The sequence below is a fragment of the Lactobacillus sp. UMNPBX16 genome (assembly GCF_002553775.1).
GTDB lineage: Bacteria > Bacillota > Bacilli > Lactobacillales > Lactobacillaceae > Lactobacillus > Lactobacillus crispatus.
Genome location: NZ_PCYU01000014.1, coordinates 119,185 through 135,899 on the forward strand (window position 1 = coordinate 119,185; position 16,715 = coordinate 135,899).

At 36.5% G+C, this 16,715-nt stretch carries 15 protein-coding genes, 1 tRNA gene and 1 pseudogene; 4 read left to right on the forward strand and 13 right to left on the reverse strand.

From position 1 onward, the window contains the following. Positions 1 to 17: 17 nt before the first annotated feature. From pgk to CP367_RS04100, 3 genes are all read right to left on the reverse strand, one after another. The gene (gene pgk / locus CP367_RS04090; protein ID WP_089146327.1) at positions 18 to 1,229 is read right to left on the reverse strand and encodes a phosphoglycerate kinase; all 1,212 of its coding nucleotides are present in this window, start codon (positions 1,227 to 1,229) and stop codon (positions 18 to 20) included. 114 nt (positions 1,230 to 1,343) lie between these two features. Next, the gene (gene gap, locus CP367_RS04095) at positions 1,344 to 2,360 is read right to left on the reverse strand and encodes a type I glyceraldehyde-3-phosphate dehydrogenase (RefSeq protein WP_005718691.1); all 1,017 of its coding nucleotides are present in this window, start codon (positions 2,358 to 2,360) and stop codon (positions 1,344 to 1,346) included. A gap of 52 nt (positions 2,361 to 2,412) precedes the next feature. Next, complete coding sequence (locus CP367_RS04100) at positions 2,413 to 3,444, reverse strand: sugar-binding transcriptional regulator (protein WP_089146328.1); 1,032 nt, start codon at positions 3,442 to 3,444, stop codon at positions 2,413 to 2,415. A gap of 247 nt (positions 3,445 to 3,691) precedes the next feature. Between CP367_RS04100 and CP367_RS04105 the strand changes: the two genes are divergently transcribed. After that, a tRNA-Arg gene (locus tag CP367_RS04105) sits at positions 3,692 to 3,763 on the forward strand. Between the two features lie 95 nt (positions 3,764 to 3,858). Here CP367_RS04105 and CP367_RS04110 read toward each other — a convergent pair. Beyond that, positions 3,859 to 5,391 carry an SH3-like domain-containing protein gene (locus CP367_RS04110; RefSeq protein ID WP_089146329.1) on the reverse strand — a complete coding sequence of 511 codons (1,533 nt, stop codon included), beginning with the start codon at positions 5,389 to 5,391 and terminating at the stop codon, positions 3,859 to 3,861. A gap of 168 nt (positions 5,392 to 5,559) precedes the next feature. Here CP367_RS04110 and CP367_RS04115 point away from each other — a divergent pair. Continuing rightward, positions 5,560 to 6,992, forward strand: a pseudogene (locus CP367_RS04115) (APC family permease). A gap of 66 nt (positions 6,993 to 7,058) precedes the next feature. Here CP367_RS04115 and CP367_RS04120 read toward each other — a convergent pair. From CP367_RS04120 to CP367_RS04145, 6 genes are all read right to left on the reverse strand, one after another. Next, on the reverse strand, positions 7,059 to 7,844 hold the full coding sequence (locus CP367_RS04120) for a CAP domain-containing protein (RefSeq protein ID WP_089146330.1): 786 nt from the start codon (positions 7,842 to 7,844) through the stop codon (positions 7,059 to 7,061). Positions 7,845 to 7,931: 87 nt separating this feature from the next. Further along, complete coding sequence (locus CP367_RS04125; protein WP_089142989.1) at positions 7,932 to 8,336, reverse strand: DUF3021 family protein; 405 nt, start codon at positions 8,334 to 8,336, stop codon at positions 7,932 to 7,934. A gap of 1 nt (position 8,337) precedes the next feature. Then, on the reverse strand, positions 8,338 to 8,790 hold the full coding sequence (locus CP367_RS04130) for a LytTR family DNA-binding domain-containing protein (RefSeq protein WP_089142988.1): 453 nt from the start codon (positions 8,788 to 8,790) through the stop codon (positions 8,338 to 8,340). Positions 8,791 to 8,793: 3 nt separating this feature from the next. Further along, the gene (locus CP367_RS04135; protein ID WP_089142987.1) at positions 8,794 to 9,648 is read right to left on the reverse strand and encodes an ABC transporter permease; all 855 of its coding nucleotides are present in this window, start codon (positions 9,646 to 9,648) and stop codon (positions 8,794 to 8,796) included. Then, on the reverse strand, positions 9,648 to 10,502 hold the full coding sequence (locus CP367_RS04140; RefSeq protein ID WP_089142986.1) for an ABC transporter ATP-binding protein: 855 nt from the start codon (positions 10,500 to 10,502) through the stop codon (positions 9,648 to 9,650). Before CP367_RS04140 ends, CP367_RS04135 begins: the two co-directional genes overlap by 1 nt. Before the next feature lie 121 nt (positions 10,503 to 10,623). Further along, positions 10,624 to 11,061 carry a MerR family transcriptional regulator gene (locus CP367_RS04145; RefSeq protein WP_013086067.1) on the reverse strand — a complete coding sequence of 146 codons (438 nt, stop codon included), beginning with the start codon at positions 11,059 to 11,061 and terminating at the stop codon, positions 10,624 to 10,626. Between the two features lie 160 nt (positions 11,062 to 11,221). On the opposite strand from CP367_RS04145, the gene CP367_RS04150 reads away from it, so the two are divergent. Together CP367_RS04150 and CP367_RS04155 are read left to right on the forward strand one after the other, a co-directional pair. Further along, positions 11,222 to 12,694, forward strand: a complete 1,473-nt coding sequence (locus CP367_RS04150) for an MDR family MFS transporter (RefSeq protein WP_061204551.1) — start codon at positions 11,222 to 11,224, stop codon at positions 12,692 to 12,694. Further along, positions 12,695 to 13,255, forward strand: coding sequence for a DUF4811 domain-containing protein (locus tag CP367_RS04155; RefSeq protein WP_065990284.1), 561 nt, complete (start codon positions 12,695 to 12,697; stop codon positions 13,253 to 13,255). A gap of 246 nt (positions 13,256 to 13,501) precedes the next feature. Here the strand turns inward: CP367_RS04155 and fetB are convergent, their stop codons facing one another. From fetB to CP367_RS04170, 3 genes are all read right to left on the reverse strand, one after another. After that, entirely contained in the window at positions 13,502 to 14,260 is a 759-nt protein-coding gene (gene fetB / locus CP367_RS04160; RefSeq protein ID WP_013086064.1) for an iron export ABC transporter permease subunit FetB, read from the reverse strand. Next, a complete protein-coding gene (locus CP367_RS04165; protein WP_005718667.1) occupies positions 14,257 to 14,895 on the reverse strand; it encodes an ATP-binding cassette domain-containing protein in 639 nt (212 codons plus the stop codon). Before CP367_RS04165 ends, fetB begins: the two co-directional genes overlap by 4 nt. Positions 14,896 to 15,003: 108 nt before the next feature. Continuing rightward, on the reverse strand, positions 15,004 to 16,632 hold the full coding sequence (locus CP367_RS04170; protein WP_065990286.1) for an SH3-like domain-containing protein: 1,629 nt from the start codon (positions 16,630 to 16,632) through the stop codon (positions 15,004 to 15,006). Positions 16,633 to 16,715: the final 83 nt, after the last annotated feature.

The following is a 16,715-nucleotide window of genomic DNA, read 5'->3' on the forward strand; positions in this document are numbered from 1 at the left end:
TTGTCCTTTCCTTACTATTATTTGTCTGAAACGCAAGCGATACCTGGCAATTCTTTACCTTCAAGGTAGTTAAGTGAAGCACCACCACCGGTAGAAATGTGGGTAATCTTAGGAGCAATGCCTAATTGCTTAGCAGCAGCAGTTGAGTCACCACCACCGATGATAGTAGTTGCATCCTTAAGGTCTGCCAATGCACGACCAACTTCCAAAGTACCTTCAGCGAAGTTAGGCATTTCGAATGCACCCATTGGGCCGTTCCAAACAACAGTCTTAGCATCCTTCAAGATTTCCTTGAACTTTTCAACAGTCTTAGGACCGATGTCAAGACCCATCATGTTGTCAGGAATATCATCACCAACAACTTCACGTGAAGCATCATTTGAGAATTCAGTTGCGGCTACGTTATCTACAGGAAGAACGATCTTGTCGCCAGCCTTAGCAAGTAATTCCTTAGCAAGGTCTACCTTGTCAGCTTCAAATAATGATTTACCAATGCTGTGGCCTTGAGCTGCTAAGAATGTGTAAGCCATACCACCACCGATTAAAATGTGGTCTGACTTAGGAATTAAGTTTTCGATAACACCAATCTTGTCTGAAACCTTAGCACCACCAAGAATAGTTACGAATGGGTGTACTGGGTTTTCAACAGCATCACCTAAGAACTTGATTTCCTTTTCAAGCAAGTAACCAGCTGCTGCAGGCTTGCCAGCTTCCTTCATAGCAGTTGCGATACCAACGTTTGAAGCATGACTTCTGTGAGCAGTACCAAATGCATCATTTACAAACATGTCGCCAAGACTTGCCCAGTATTCGCCAAGCTTAGGATCGTTACCTGATTCACGCTTACCAAAGTCGTTGTCGATGTCTTGGAATCTAGTGTTTTCAAGAACGATAACGTCTCCATCCTTCATGTTGTTGATAGCGTCTTCAACTTCTTTACCTTCGTTTGATGGTACAAAAGTTACAGGCTTCTTAAGAAGTTCACTTAAACGTTCAGCAACTGGCTTTAATGATAATTCCTTCTTGTCAGCATCTGACTTAACACGACCTAAGTGGCTAAGTAAGATAGCCCTGCCACCGTGTTCAATGATGTACTTAATAGTTGGAAGTGCAGCAACGATACGGTTGTCGTCACCAATAACGCCATCCTTAATTGGCACGTTAAAGTCTACACGTACTAAGACCTTTTTGCCCTTAACATCAAGATCGTCAACGATTAATTTAGCCATTATAATCCTCCGATTATTTTGATATTTTTTCTTCAAAAAAAGGCGGAAGGAAGAATCTCCCTCCGCCTTCTCAATTACCACTTAACTATATAATCAGTTAATTAAAATTAATGATTAAAGAGTTGCAAAGTGTAATAAAGTACGTACCATTTGGCAAGTGAATGAGTATTCGTTGTCGTACCAAGCAACAGTCTTAACTAATTGCTTGTCACCTGCAGTGGTTACCATAGTTTGAGTTGGGTCAAAGATTGAACCAGCAGTCATGTTAAGAACATCGCTAGAAACAATGTGGTCACCGTTGTAAGCAAATGATGGGCTTTCGTACTTCTTCATAGCTTCGTTAACTTCGTCAGCAGTAACCTTCTTGCTCAAGATTGATACTAATTCAGTTTCTGAGCCATCTGGAACTGGAACACGTTGTGCGTGACCGTTCATCTTACCGTTCAAGTTAGGCAATACCAAGCCGATAGCCTTAGCTGAACCAGTAGTATGAGGAATGATGTTTTCAGCAGCAGCACGAGCGTCTTGTTCCTTACCACTACGTGAAGGACCATCCAAAGTCATTTGAGTACCAGTGTATGCGTGGATAGTAGTCATAGTAGCAACTTCGATACCGAATTCCTTGTCCAAAGCGTTAGCCATTGGTGCAAGTGAGTTAGTAGTACATGAAGCAGCTGAAACAATCTTGTCATCAGCAGTCAAAGTGTCTTCGTTTACTGAGTAAACGATAGTCTTCAAGTCGTTACCAGCTGGAGCTGAGATCAATACACGCTTAGCACCTGCATCGATGTGAGCTTGTGACTTAGCCTTGCTAGTGTAGAAACCAGTACATTCAAGAACAAAGTCAACACCATCGTTCTTAACCCATGGAATGTTTTGTGCTTGTGGTTCTGCGTATACGTGGTAACTCTTACCGTCAACTACGATTGAATCTTCAGTTGATGAAACTTCGTGGTTGAAAGTACCATGAGTAGTGTCGTACTTAAGCAAGTAAGCAAGCATTGCTGGAGTAGTCAAGTCGTTGATAGCAACAACTTCAATGTCCTTTGACTTTTCGCCAAGGTCCATAATACGACGGAATGCTAAACGACCGATACGGCCGAAACCGTTAATACCAATTTTAACTGTCATAACCTAAAGTCCTCCTTAAGAACTATAAACAACATTTATTTTAAACGGGATTTCATTTCCCCTTTAAAATCATATTTGAGGCGCCCTCATCAGTGATTAGCCAGGTTTGATGAGGCGCATTAGGCATATAAGCTTTAATTGCTTGAGCCTTTCGGGCACCACAAGCAAAAGCAAATATGTGGGGTATTTTGTATAAGTTCTCGAACTGCAATCCAACCTGGGTGATGCGGTCAATAACCTTGCCATATTCATCGAAGAAACACCCGAAACATTCGGTGACGGCTCTCTTCTCACGAAGTTCAGATAGCTTAATTGAATTATAGCCTCTGCGCTGTGCCATCTCTTGAGCTAACCCAATACCATGAATCACAGCATCACTTTGAGAAATGTCTTGCAGAACATCTGCGATCGAGGACTCACGAATCAAAGATTTGTAAGCATCATCTGAGACCTGCTCAGGTAAATATAATGTCTTATAAGTACCTGAAGTCTTAGCAGCCATTTCTTGGACGATTGTATTACTTTGCGTCTCTACATTTTCGCCCAAAGCTCCTCGACCTGGAACAAATTCCAACTGGCGATTGTTAGCTAAATCTGGTGATAAATACTTAGCAGATCTAGCTAACGCCGCTCCACCTAGAATTGTAACTATTGAATGGCCTAAAGGCAAGAGTAAATTCAAAGCTGAACTTAATTTTTCTCCCATCTCCTCATATACTCGGTCTTGGAAATCCGCATTACCAGGGACGATCAATGTTCTTTCAATCCCTAATTTTTTGGCTAATGCTACTTCCGTTTCACCGGCATTAAAGAGGCGATCAAGCAATGGTCCTGCATCTTTTAATGTTTTCTCACCCTTTTCAGTTAAAAACATCCCAAAACTTTTTGTTTCAATCAATCCTAATTGACTTAAGTACTCAGTCTCAGTTCTGATGTTTCTCTCTGAAAGCCCTAAATGCTGAGCAACACTCCGGCGTCCAATTGGCGCATGTAGCGAAATCTGCTCAAGGACAAGATACCTTTGTCGAAGAATCTTTAAGACGTCGGGAACGAGCGCTTCGAGCAAAGAAAAGTCCGAATCCATCGTTCCCTCCTTTCCATGGGACATCTATCGACCACCTACGTGTCGTTTTGTGTCCCAGAATGCTTAAAAATATAAGAGAAACGTACTTTTCATTCAATTCATACATTTCCCAATCGACACTGTTAGTATAACAATGTATTTTTCGTAATTCAAGAAAAAGATACACGATTTTAAAAAAGTCGTAAATCGAGTAAAATCATTTTTATTTCATTACTTTTTTTGATATACTACCACTTGTGAATCATCTGGGCCCTTAGTGTAATGGATCGCACATAAGATTCCGGTTCTTAGAATCTGGGTTCGACTCCCAGGGGGCCCATATAACTACATGTTGAAGAATACCGCCATCTCGGTATTCTTCTTTTTTTATACCAAAAAAGCATTCCTCACGGAATGCCTTTTTCAATATCACAATTATTTAGTGCTTGTAGTCATCAACTCAGCACGTTGTGCTAACTCAGTGTACAAAGTTGAGCCTGAAACAGATAAGCCTTCAATTTCACGGCGAGTGTTGAAATGATGGCTACCCTTATAAGTACCATTTGCTGCTACACGGAAGATGTAGTCGTTAAAACCAATATAGAATTGATTGTGGTTGCTGTCATAAGCAAAACCTTGAACTGGTGAACCAGTTACGAAATTACTTTGAGTAGCACCGATTTCTTCTGGAGTCCAAGTGTCACCATTTCTAGTTAACTTCCAGTATTCATATTGGTGACGACCACCATTGTGGAACAATGCATACATAGTGTTGTCGCCAACAAAGGTTGCATTATGGAAGTAACGAGGATATGCACTGCTGCCGTTCCAGGTCTTAACAGTCCAGATTTTGTTAATCTTCATATCACTCTTTCTTACTTGCATAATTTCTTCTGAAGCTGTTGAATTAGCAGTCTTATTGTTATTAGCCAAAACATAAATGTAGCTTGAAGAAGAGCCAAGTGATTGACCATGACCTAGCTTAATGTATGGTGAAACTTTAATATTGTTTGCGTAGCTTCTAAAAGTGCTCCATCCCATAGTAGTTAAGTTTTGAGCAGCATATTTACTCTTAATTGCATTCAAGTTGTAAGAAACAAGATGTCCTCTTGAGTCGCTACTGCTAGTGTACATAGAAGCTGTAAAAATACCATCATTAACAGTAATACCTTCAGGAATTACCCCAACTTGTCCCATTGCATCAGCAGCTTGACCATAGCCTAAGCTGACAAAACGTGGTTGGAACAAACGAGTGCGCAAAGTCATGCCGTTACCTGAATAGCTATTTGAGCTAGTTTCTGAACGATAACCGTGTGCCTGATTCCAATTTCTTGATGATCCCTTTGAGCCACCATTCCAAGTATGAACTGCCTTAGGACCACTCTTAACAGAAGCACCTGCACTAGTAATTCCTTCATTTGTATCTGAACGAACAGTTACATTAACGCTTGCCTTTGCCCTGCCATATGAATAATCTACCTTAGTAGTGCCGGCACGGCTTGAACTAACAGAGCTATGTGAAACATTAACCTTATCCGGATTAATTGCAGTACCTTGTCCATCTGTTGCATAGTTAATTGCATCCCTAGTTGGAAAACTGTAGTTGCTGTTGTGAACTAAGCTAACATCTTGAGCTACTGAAATTTGGTTTCTAGCAAAAAAGTTTTGACTTACCCAACCTACATTGCGTCCATCGACAATAATGTACCAGAAGTTACCTTTCTTGGTAGAAACATACTTCTTAGATTGAATTTGACCATGCTTAAAGTACTTGGTATTTGAAAATGCACCTGATGGTCCTTTTTTAGATACATTATGATAAATAGCGTAATTACCATTGCCAGCAATCTTAGTAACTGCCTTGCTGTAGCTTTTGGCATCTACCTTGCTTTGACTAATGGCAAAAACACCACCAACTAATGCAGCACTGGCCACAAAAGTTAATAACATCTTTTTCCCTTTTAACATCCTTATTAATCCTCCCATATGAAAAAATCACGTTCATTTTAGCACAAATTTATCAAATGAAACATCTAATTATTAAAAAATTTCCTGAACAACAAGGCTTTGAAAACGCTTCTGTTATATAATTAAAAAGTTCACATAAATATATAAATAGTAATAGGGAGAAATTTTATGGTCGAATCACAAAATAATTCCAAAAAGATGATGTGGACCACCCTAGCAATGATGGCCTTCTCTACCGTGTGGGGCTTTGGTAACGTTGTTAATGGGTACGTCTACTTTGACGGGACAAAGGTTGTCTTTAGCTGGATCGTCATGTTCCTTCTCTACTTTGTCCCTTATGCCTTAATGGTTGGTGAACTTGGAGCTACTTCAAGAATGCTGAAGGTGGGGTTTCCTCTTGGGTAAATGCCACTATGGGCGCAAAATGGGCCTACTACGCAGGTTGGACCTACTGGGCTTGCCACGTTGTTTATATTTCCAGTAAAGGTACTGGTGGTTTAAGAGCGATGGCCTGGGGTATCTTCGGAAATACAAAATGGTATGATGGCTTACCTACCGCTTGGACACAATTTGCTACATTAGTAGTCTTCTTGCTTTTCTGTTGGGTTGCAAGTCGTGGTATTCCAGTATTGAAAGGCCTAGCAACAATTGCTGGTTCTTCAATGTTTATCATGTCAATCTTATTCATCATTATGATGTTTACCGCACCAGCTATTAATCCTTCTGCTGGTTTCCACAGTATTGACTTTAACTGGAAGAATTTGATGCCAACCTTCAACGTAAAATACTTTACTTCTCTTTCAATCCTAGTATTTGCCGTTGGTGGTTGTGAAAAGATCTCCCCTTATGTTAATAAGGTTAAGGATCCTTCCAAAAACTTCCCTAAGGCTATGATGGCTTTAGCAATCATGGTTATGGTATCTGCTATTTTAGGTACTTTTGCCATGGCATTAATGTTTGACCCTAAGGTGGTTAATGCCAACCTTAACGAATACATCTCTAATGGTGCCTACATGGCATTTGACAAGCTGGGCGAATATTACCATGTTGGCGGCTTGTTCATGTACATCTATTCATGGTGTAACGTAATCGGTCAATTCTCAACATTAGTAATCAGTATCGATGCACCACTTAGAATGCTTTTGGGTAGTAAAGAAGCTAAAGAATTTATTCCAAAGGGCTTATTAAAACTCAACAAGCATGGTGCTTACATCAACGGTATCTGGATGGTTGTTGTCCTCTCTGGTGGCTTAATTGCTATTCAAGCTTTAGTACCAAATGCTCAAGCTGTTATGGCACAATTAGTTAAATTAAATTCAACTACTATGCCACTTCGTTACCTTTGGGTATTTGCGGCATATGTCGCTTTAAGAAAACAGCAGCAAAAGTTCAACACTACTTATCAAATGACTAAACATCAAGGCTTAGCCTATACTGCCGGTATTTGGTGTTTTGTAGTTACTGCTGTATGTTGTATCTTGGGTATTTACTCACCAGATCCATTTACCTTATTCCTTAATATCTTGACGCCAATCATTTTGATTGCATTAGGTTTAATCTTGCCAGGAATTAAGAAATATCAAGAAGCAAAGGCAAAATAAAATTTAAATACAGAATTTTAAAAAGGAAGCAATTTCAAAAGACTGCTTCCTTTTTAGTGTATATTTTTATTTATTAGCCCAAGCATTTACCAATGCCTTGTACTTGGCAACGCTAATTCCTGCACCTTTACTGCTTCCTAAATATGAATCAGCATTTCCATAACCAGTATTGCTTACATTGGCAAAGCCCATTACTCTATAATTTCTGTTAATCAAATTCAAGTAGTGTCCTGCCACTTTATAGCCATTCGTGCCCTCTACGGCCGCATCATAAGTTGCCGTCCAAGTTGGACTATACTTCGCCGGCTTCAACGAATGATTCTTTTTTACATCATAATTCCAACTTTTCTTTTCAGAGAACCAAGTATCAACCGGATCTAAACCCACACTTTGAGTAGCGATGTTTTCCAAACCAATCGACTTGAAATAATGAGTATGCTTTAAGCTACCACGTTTTTGATAGTCAGCATTTAACATTGAGGCTGCTGTCAAAAGTGGTGACACCTTTAATGACCGAACCCCTTCACTTCTACGTGCTCTATTGACACTATTCAAATAAGGCAATACAGCTTTAATATTCTTTGCACTAGTTGCATCATCATTTGAATGCAAGTCAACGTATTCATTGTACCAACTTGCCTTAGGCTTTTTACCTAAGCGACCTGTTTTCAATAATTTCACTGCTGATCTAGCGGAACTCCTTTGCCCTTTAGTCAAAGATTTGTTTTTAGATAGATATGTCATAAAATCAACGGCATTTTTGGCTGCCTTAACTGGCTTGGAATTCAATGCAGTTAATGACAAGGTCACCATCACAGCAGAAGCACCTGCAATTAAAAATCGTTTCTTCATTCTTTTTCTCCCATATTAATATATGTGAACTACGATTTACTTGTAGCACATACACTAATGGAAGATTTTCCTTTTAAATTGCATTATTCATCCATCTTTACCATTCCGCTTTTTAATCTGACGATTAATTTTTTGAATATCTTTTTCTTGCGTCAATCTAATCACAATCCAAATTATGATATATACAAAAATGAAGATACATAAAGTTTGCCAATCTATAAGCCAATGATTGAAAAGCATCATAATAGAAAACAACGTAAATGTACCAATTAAATGTAACAACAACGCAATTAAATATGACAGATTAGTATCAAATAGAAAACTCAATTCACCAATCAAACCACTACAAATGAAAACAACAATTACGCTCATTAATGGGATATTAATTGCACCTACACTATTTGATACTATTCCTAAAATAAGCAAGCAAGTAATTGCACCAAATCCCATTCCAGTTACAAAAAAATCTAAAATTTTATGCCAAATTTTCATTTTATAATCCCAGTTTCTTTTCTAATTCAGGTAAATATCTTCTTGAAACATCAGTCTTCTGTTTAAAAGCCAGTTTTGCAATCATATTGCCCGTAAATCCCGCCTCGAGTGCTTCAAGATAATTCAAATTAATAATCCCATGTTTTGATACCTGTACAAAATCATTATTTAATTTCTCTAAAACTTGATATAAGCGACCTGTAGTTTTAATGACAGCACTTTTGGTATAAAAAGTTAATTCTGTTTTTTCAACCTCAACTTTGATAATTTCTTCAATTTTAATAGTTAAAATCCGATCTTCAGTTTTTACCGGCAGAATTGAATCTACCTTTTTACCAAAATCTTGAATATAAGCCAATAAATTTTTTACTTCTGCTGTTTCCTCTAAAGAAATTACTTTGATCTTAATTTGATCTTTTTTCAAATTAGAATCTGACTGAAATTCTACATTCACGTGTTAGTTCTTCCTTCTATCAAGCATGACTGCGAGACATATTACTATAACTGTCAATAAGAGTGACATAGCTATTATTACCAATACATTATCCCCGTTAGTTAATTGATGAGACCCAAATTTAAAATGAATCCCTAAATATTCAATCAATTTTTGACGCATTTCATCTGGAACATCTTCCTGACTTAATTTATTTAAGAGCAAGCTTCTAAAACTTCCCGCTTCATAACTACTTGGAAACAATTTTACTATATTTTGCGCAGTTTTTGATAAAGTTCCATAAGGCATGTAAGTTGCAACCATAAATCCAGCTGCTGCTCCAATTACCGCCGACAAACGACTAAACGTTGTTGAAGAATTGATAAATAAAACGATAACTAAGTTTAATAAAGTTGCGCCAATTGCACCTAATAACATAAAACCTAATGCTGACCAATATACAGTTGATTGAATATTCACCTTATCAACCACTGAAAAGTAAATTGCCATCACTAGAAAAGTAATAACCTGCATCAAGAAGCTTATTATTAATGCTGAAGCTACGTAGGCCATGCTTTCACTAATTGGAGTTAAATTCGTTAACTTCATATCATCAATTGCTCGGCTTTCCCTATCCTTCACCATTTGACCAAGTGCTTGAAACGAAGTAGTAATGCCTGCAATTGAAACAATACCGCCAAGCATCCAGAGGTCCAATAATTGTTTTGCATGACTAACATTTTGCCAAGAATCAACAAGATTTTGTTGTAAAAATCCAATATAAATTACAAATGAAATTAGTGCACCAAAACATGACATTACTACACCTGGTTTATTAGCAAAATAAATTTTGATATTTCTCTTCATTAAGGCGAACATTATTGAAGCTCCTTTCCAGCAATCTTGATAAATGCATCATCAATTGACCCTTTTCGATATTCAAATGTATCAATCTTATCTTCAAACTTATGTAAAAGGTCTATGACCTGATTACTATTAAGCCCATCGATTTCAATTTGATCATCTGACTTAGAAATTTGTTTAAAATTAGTAGAAAAAGTTTGCCCTTGTTTTAGGCGAATTAGCAGCCGATTGGGTGCATACATCTCTTTAATTTCTTCTGCAGAGCCTTCTGCTAAGACATTGCCATTTTCCAAAATATACATCTGATCAGCATTTTCGGCTTCCTCTAAATAGTGCGTAGTTAAGAAAATAGTCAGCCCCTGTTCTTTTTGAAGCTTTTGCAATAAATCCCAGATAACAATTCTTGTTTGTAAATCTAACCCTGTTGTTGGTTCATCCAAAAATAAGATATCTGGATGATCAATTAACGCTCTAGCAATATCCACTCTTCTTTTTTGCCCACCAGACAAAGTACCGTATTTTTGATTGAGGAAACTTCTAATACCAATCAACCCAATCAATTTTTCTAACCACTCTTTAGAAAAAGTTTTGTACATCCTTGCCCTTAAATATAGATTATCTTTGACAGTCAATACATCATCTAAAACACTATTCTGAAAGACTACCCCGATTTTTAGATCCTTAGCATACGTGATAGTGCCACTAGTTGGTTTCAATAGGCCAATCAGGATGTTAATAGTAGTAGATTTACCTGCACCATTCGTGCCCAAATAAGCTACCAACTGTCCACGATTAATCTTCAAATTAACCTTGTTCAAAGCTAACTTCTTACCATATTTTTTAGTTAGATTAAAAGTTTCAATTAACATAAAAAGACTTCCTTTCTGAATTCATAATCAGAATACAGAAAAGAAGCCCTTTTGTACTTAAACCTCAAATAAGTGGTTCATTTTTACACACAAAGTGCAAAATAGCTAAATCAAAATTGCATTATTCATCCATCTTAACGTATTGTCCTTTTTCATCTACAACACCTTTGAAATGGTGCATGCTGCCATCTTCAGCCTGAAATTCACCTAAGTCAATTTCCCCATAGCCCTTTGTAGAATCAGTAACCTTAACATCATCAAAAGTTTCTCTGAAAAATTGATGAACAATTCTACTCTTCAACCGTATATCCTTTGAATGCTCAAAGGCTGCAGACAACGTAAAGCCCTCATCTAATTGTTCCTTGATAAAAACAATTAGATACAAGGTCGCTAAATTATAGCGGCGCACACCACTTTGATCATCTGAAATCGGCTTAATGTAGCCCTTAGTTTCCCAATAGCGCAATTGCCTTTGCGAAACACCAGTCAATTTACTAACTTCACCGATTCCAATTTCTAAATTTTGAAAAATGTCATGCATAATTTTTTTAGATTTCATCCTGATACCACCTTACAGTATAGTTATATTTTATATATTGTTGTTATCTTTTGCAACACTAGTGTTAATTTATCTAACTTACTTGTAAGATTATTTGACAATAATGAATTTTAAGCCTATAGTTTTTATAGTTAACTTTTATAAGAGAAAGGAACATTACATGAATAAGCAACCAACGGATATTCATGGAAAAGCTTATAATCGAAACCTACTAGTTTTAGTTTTAATTATAGGTTCTTTCTGTACTGTATTAAACGGAACACTGCTTTCAACAGCGCTTCCTTCAATTATGCGTTCATTTAACATCAGCACCGCAACTGCTGAATGGCTTTCAACAGCCTTTCTGTTAGTTAATGGTGTTATGATCCCAATTTCTGCATGGCTAATCAATCGCTTCGGTTCAAGAAAAATGTATTTGTCAGCCATGTCAATCTTCTTTATTGGAACAGTGATCGCCGCAATTGCACCCAACTTTGGCACCCTGCTTGCTGGGAGAATCATTCAGGGATTAGGCGTTGGTGTTACTATGCCACTTTTACAAACAATTATGCTTTCTATCTTCCCAGCTAATAAGCGTGGTGCAGCAATGGGAACTGTTGGGATTGTTATTGGCTTAGCACCGGCAATTGGACCAACATTATCTGGTTGGATTGTTGATAACCTTTCTTGGCGTTACCTCTTCAGCATCATTGCCCCAATTGCGGGAATAGTAATTATCTTAGCTTTCTTTTTAATTAAAGATGTTTTACCAACTAAGAAAGAAAAAATTGATGTTTGGTCAGTAACAACCTCTACTCTAGGCTTCGGAAGTCTGTTGTATGGTTTTTCAGAAGCTGGTAACAAAGGCTGGACCAATCCCGAGATTTTAGGATTTATTGGATTTGGAATTATATTTGTAATCCTATTCGGTATCCGCCAATTGAAAATGGATGACCCATTTTTGGACATTACCGTTTTTAAACACTTTGAATTTTCACTGGCAGCTGCCTTAAGTGGTATCACCAACTTAGCGATGGTCGGCATTGAAATGGTTTTACCATTATATATTCAAAATTTGCGTGGCGTTTCTGCCTTCCATTCAGGTTTAATGTTACTACCTGGTGCATTGATGATTGGTATTATGTCGCCAATTACTGGCCGTTTATTCGACAAATATGGTGCACGTAAAATGGCAATTACTGGTATGACTTTGTTGACCATTGGAACCATTCCATTTGTCTTTTTAACTGAGCAAAGTTCGTACACGATGATTATCATTCTTTATGCAATCAGAATGGTCGGTGTAGCTTTGGTAATGATGAATGTTACTACTTCCGGCATGAATTCTTTGCCATTAAACAAAATTTCTCACGGTACAGCTGTTAACAATACTTTCAGACAGGTATTAAGTTCAATTGGTACTGCAATTCTAGTCTCTGTTTTAACTACAACTACCAATAATAATATGCCTGGTAAAATTTTACTTCATGCACTGCCACTTGAATACAAGACTAGAGCAATCAGTGCAACTTTAGACGGTTTTCATGCTTCATTTGCAATGAGTATCCTCTTCTCATTAATCGCATTAGTTCTTGCATTCTTCTTAAAGAAGGGCAATCGAGCACGTGAACATCAAGAAAAGGTGGATGGTTAAATGATACTTTTAATTCTAATCGTAGCTGCAATTATGTTTATTTACTTTAATATCATCCCTGGAAAAAGGCATACTTTTATTGCATGGCTATCATTAATCATAACAATTCTTTGTGTTGTCGGCATTGTAGAACATGATTATAATCACTGGGGAATGAAAACTAAAACAACCTCAAGCACTAACACTCTAGTTTCCAGTGCTACTCCTCGCCTGCCAATTTTGCTTTATCAGCCTTTAGGTAATGGAACTGAAAAAGTTTACCTTTATAAAACTGGTCAGCTTCAAAAGAAGCCAAAATCTATTAAATTAGATAAAGTATCGACAAAAGTAAAACGAAGCAGCCAACCAAAAGTAACGATTAAGACTACTCGCTACACCTATAGCAATACCTTTAATCAAATAATGTTTGGCGTCTTTGGTCATGACAAGGAGTTAAAACACAGAGAATATATTTTTTCTATTCCCTCCAACTGGAAAGTAATGTCAGTTAACGATGCCAAGCAGTTGCAAAAACAAATGATGAAAAAACAGCAGTTTTTAAAACAAAAATCAGCCCAATAAAATAATGAAGCTCAAACTTTGATCATGATATGAACCCCGAAAATCGGACATGAATTTCGGGGTTTTTATTTATGGCTAAATTATCTAAACATGACAAAATTGATATTTACAATAGCTGGAAAAATTAAATTCATTTTAACTCAAATTTTACTATATGATTTAAGTTAACTTAAATCACCTTTACAAACGCTTATGAAATATAACTTAACTAAATCTAAATGTAGAAAATTATTTTTATCATACTGCCTATTTCAATTGCATCCTATCATTAAAGTAATTTTTATAAGCCAAATAGCCACTAATCACGGCTCCAAGGCCAGTGGCAGAAAGCAACATAAATGTAATCATAATCTGATACTTAATTGCATAAATGGGATTTACACCAGCAAAAATTAAGCCGGACATCATTCCTGGCAAATTTACTAATCCTACAGTTTTAGCCGAATCTATCGTAGGCTGCATCGCAGTCTTAATGCTCCTTCTTAAAATTGACATCGATGCAGTTTTAATATCACTACCCAAAGCCAACTTTTCTAAAACTTGTTGATGCAGATCATTAAAGCTATCATTCAACGCTTTATAGCATAAGCCAACTGCCACCATTTCATTTCCAGCAATCATCCCCGTAATGGGAATGACCTGCATAGGGACTGGTTTAATTACGCCAGAAAAAATCAGAATTCCTAATGTCACGTAAGTCCCTACCGCTTCGGCTATTATCGAATTCCAAATATTCCGCCCCGGATTAGGATCACGCTGATTAGCATTCCAAGATGCATTAAAAATTATCACAATAGTTGAAACCAAAGTTAGCCACAAGGCATTAACATGAAAAATAAACTTCAAAACGTAGCCGATTACGACTAACTGAATTATCGCCCTAATCACGCTAATTAAAATATCCTTGGTTAGTCCTAACTTTTCTTTCGCAGAAATTCCAATGGAAACTAACACCAGTGCAAAAGCTAATACTAACGACCAGTTGCTAACTACAACATTTTTCATTCGATTATTCCGCCTTTTTTTACTCTTAAAATATTGCTTGCTTCATCAATTTCACTTTGATCATGTGTAACTTGAATAATTGTCACGCCTTTCTCAGAAACATCCTTAATCAAATTATGTACAATATCTTTACTTTGATTATCAAGCCCGGTAGTTACTTCATCTAATAGCAATATCTTTGGTAAAAATATTATGTTTCGAATTAACGCAACTCTTTGCTTTTCACCACCTGATAAAGCAGTAATCTTTTTATCTAAAAAATCAGCAGAGAGATCAACTTGATTAAGTAAATCAGCTATTTGCTTGTCATTTACATCTACTTTTCTAATTTCATACGGGAAAATCAAATTATCTCTTACTGTTTGCCCAAATAAAGACGGCTGCTGAAAACAATATGAAACTTCTCTACGATATTGAACTGGATTTAAGGAGCTAATGTTTTTTTCTTGATATAGAATATCGCCTGAATTAGCACTAATTAAATTTGCAATCAATCGTAAAATCGTACTTTTTCCTGCACCTGATGGGCCAATTAAGGTTAGAAAATCGCCTTTATTAACCTTAAATGATACATCTTGCAATATTTGTTTTTTATCTGCACTATATTGGATATGTTTTAATTCTAATATTTTCATTCTTTTGCCTAACTAAATAACTCATTTTTCTAATTATACAACTAAAAAAATAAAGGAAATCCAATATTTTCATTGAATTTCCTTTATTTAAATTAATATCGATAATGATTACTTAGTCAACTTTTGTTTACTTTCAAGTAATTCAGCACGTTGAGCTAAGTTCATGTATAACTTGTTGTTGTAGGTTGCGATACCTTCAATTTCACGACCAGTGTGGTATTGGTAAGTATCCTTAACTTCACCATCAGTTGCAATCTTAGCAATTACGTCATTGAATGCAAGGTAGAAGTTATTGTTCTTGGCATCATAAGTAAACCCTTGAGTGTATGTGTTTGCTACAATGCCACCCTTAGTTGCACCTACCATAGTTGGATACCAGTTATCGCCTTTGCGGTTGAATTCCCAGTATTCAGTTTGGTCTTTTTCTTTATTATAAAGAGTTGTGTAAAGCTTGTGATCATTTACAACAACACCATTATTGAAGTAACGACCGTCTGAATCACTACCGTTCCAGCATTTAATAGTCCAAATCTTGTTAATGTACATATCGCTCTTCCGAATTTGGATTAACTCTTCAGACATATTGCTCTTGTATGAAACCTTATTATTGTTATTTAGAACGTAAATGTATTTATCAGTTGAGCCCATTGCTTGACCGTGACCAATTGGAATATATGGACTAACTTTAATGTTCTTAACGTAAGAATTGAACTTCTTTTGGCTCATATCAAGTAAGTATTGTCCGTTAAATGCATTGGTTAAATGGTTAAGATTATATCCTACAATATGACCATTGCTAATCAGGGTACTACTTAATAAACTAGTGTACAACCAGCCATTTGACATGGTAATTCCTTCAGGAATATGACCTACACGGTTAATATAGTCATCATTTTTAATGTCACGGTAAACACTTAATAAAACTGGTTGGAAGAAGCGAGTAGTGAAATCTAATTTTCCGCTTTCACTATCATAAGCATGCTTATTCTTATCAGGAGTAAAATCAGTCTTAGTCACATAGTTAGCAGAACTGCCGTAGTAAGTCTTCCAGGATTTCAAATCGCCGTTAAATGGCTTAGCTTGGACGCTATCAGCATCAGCAATTCCTTCCTTAGTACTCTTTCTGACAGTTACCTTAACAGTTGCCTTTGCTTTACCATAGCTATATTTAACATTATAGGTACCTGGAGTTGAGCAATCGATTGCATCTTCTGAAATCTTAATATCTGCTGTATCAATTACAGTACCCATATAATTGGTTACATAACTTACTGCATCAGTTGGATCAAAATCGTAGTGACTATTTTGTACTAAACTGATAGTCTTTGGTACAGCGATAGCATCTCTTGTAAAGTAGTTTTGGTTAACATAACCAACTTTACGACCATTTACATAAATACGCCAATAAGTTGCATCCTTTGTCTTAATTCTCTGGTCAGATTGAATATGAGCATATTGATAATCGCTAGCATCAGCAATCTTACCGCTAGGTTTACCATTACTAATCTTTTTATAAACAGGATAATTCTTATTGCTACCTACTTTAACCATTAAGTCATAAGAAGTACTTGTTTGAGCTGGTCCCTTCTTCGCACTGGAATCAGTCTTAGCAGTATCTGTATTACTATCAGTAGTTTTAGAATTATCTGCAAATACTGCATTTGTAGAACCAATTAACAAACCAACACCCAGTGCTACAGCTGAAGTAGCAGTTAAAATTTTATTTGAATACTTCAAACCTATCCTCCGTATCTTATATTTTGCATTTTACTTTTATATTATAATATATAAACACTGTTAGCTAAAATACATTTTTATTA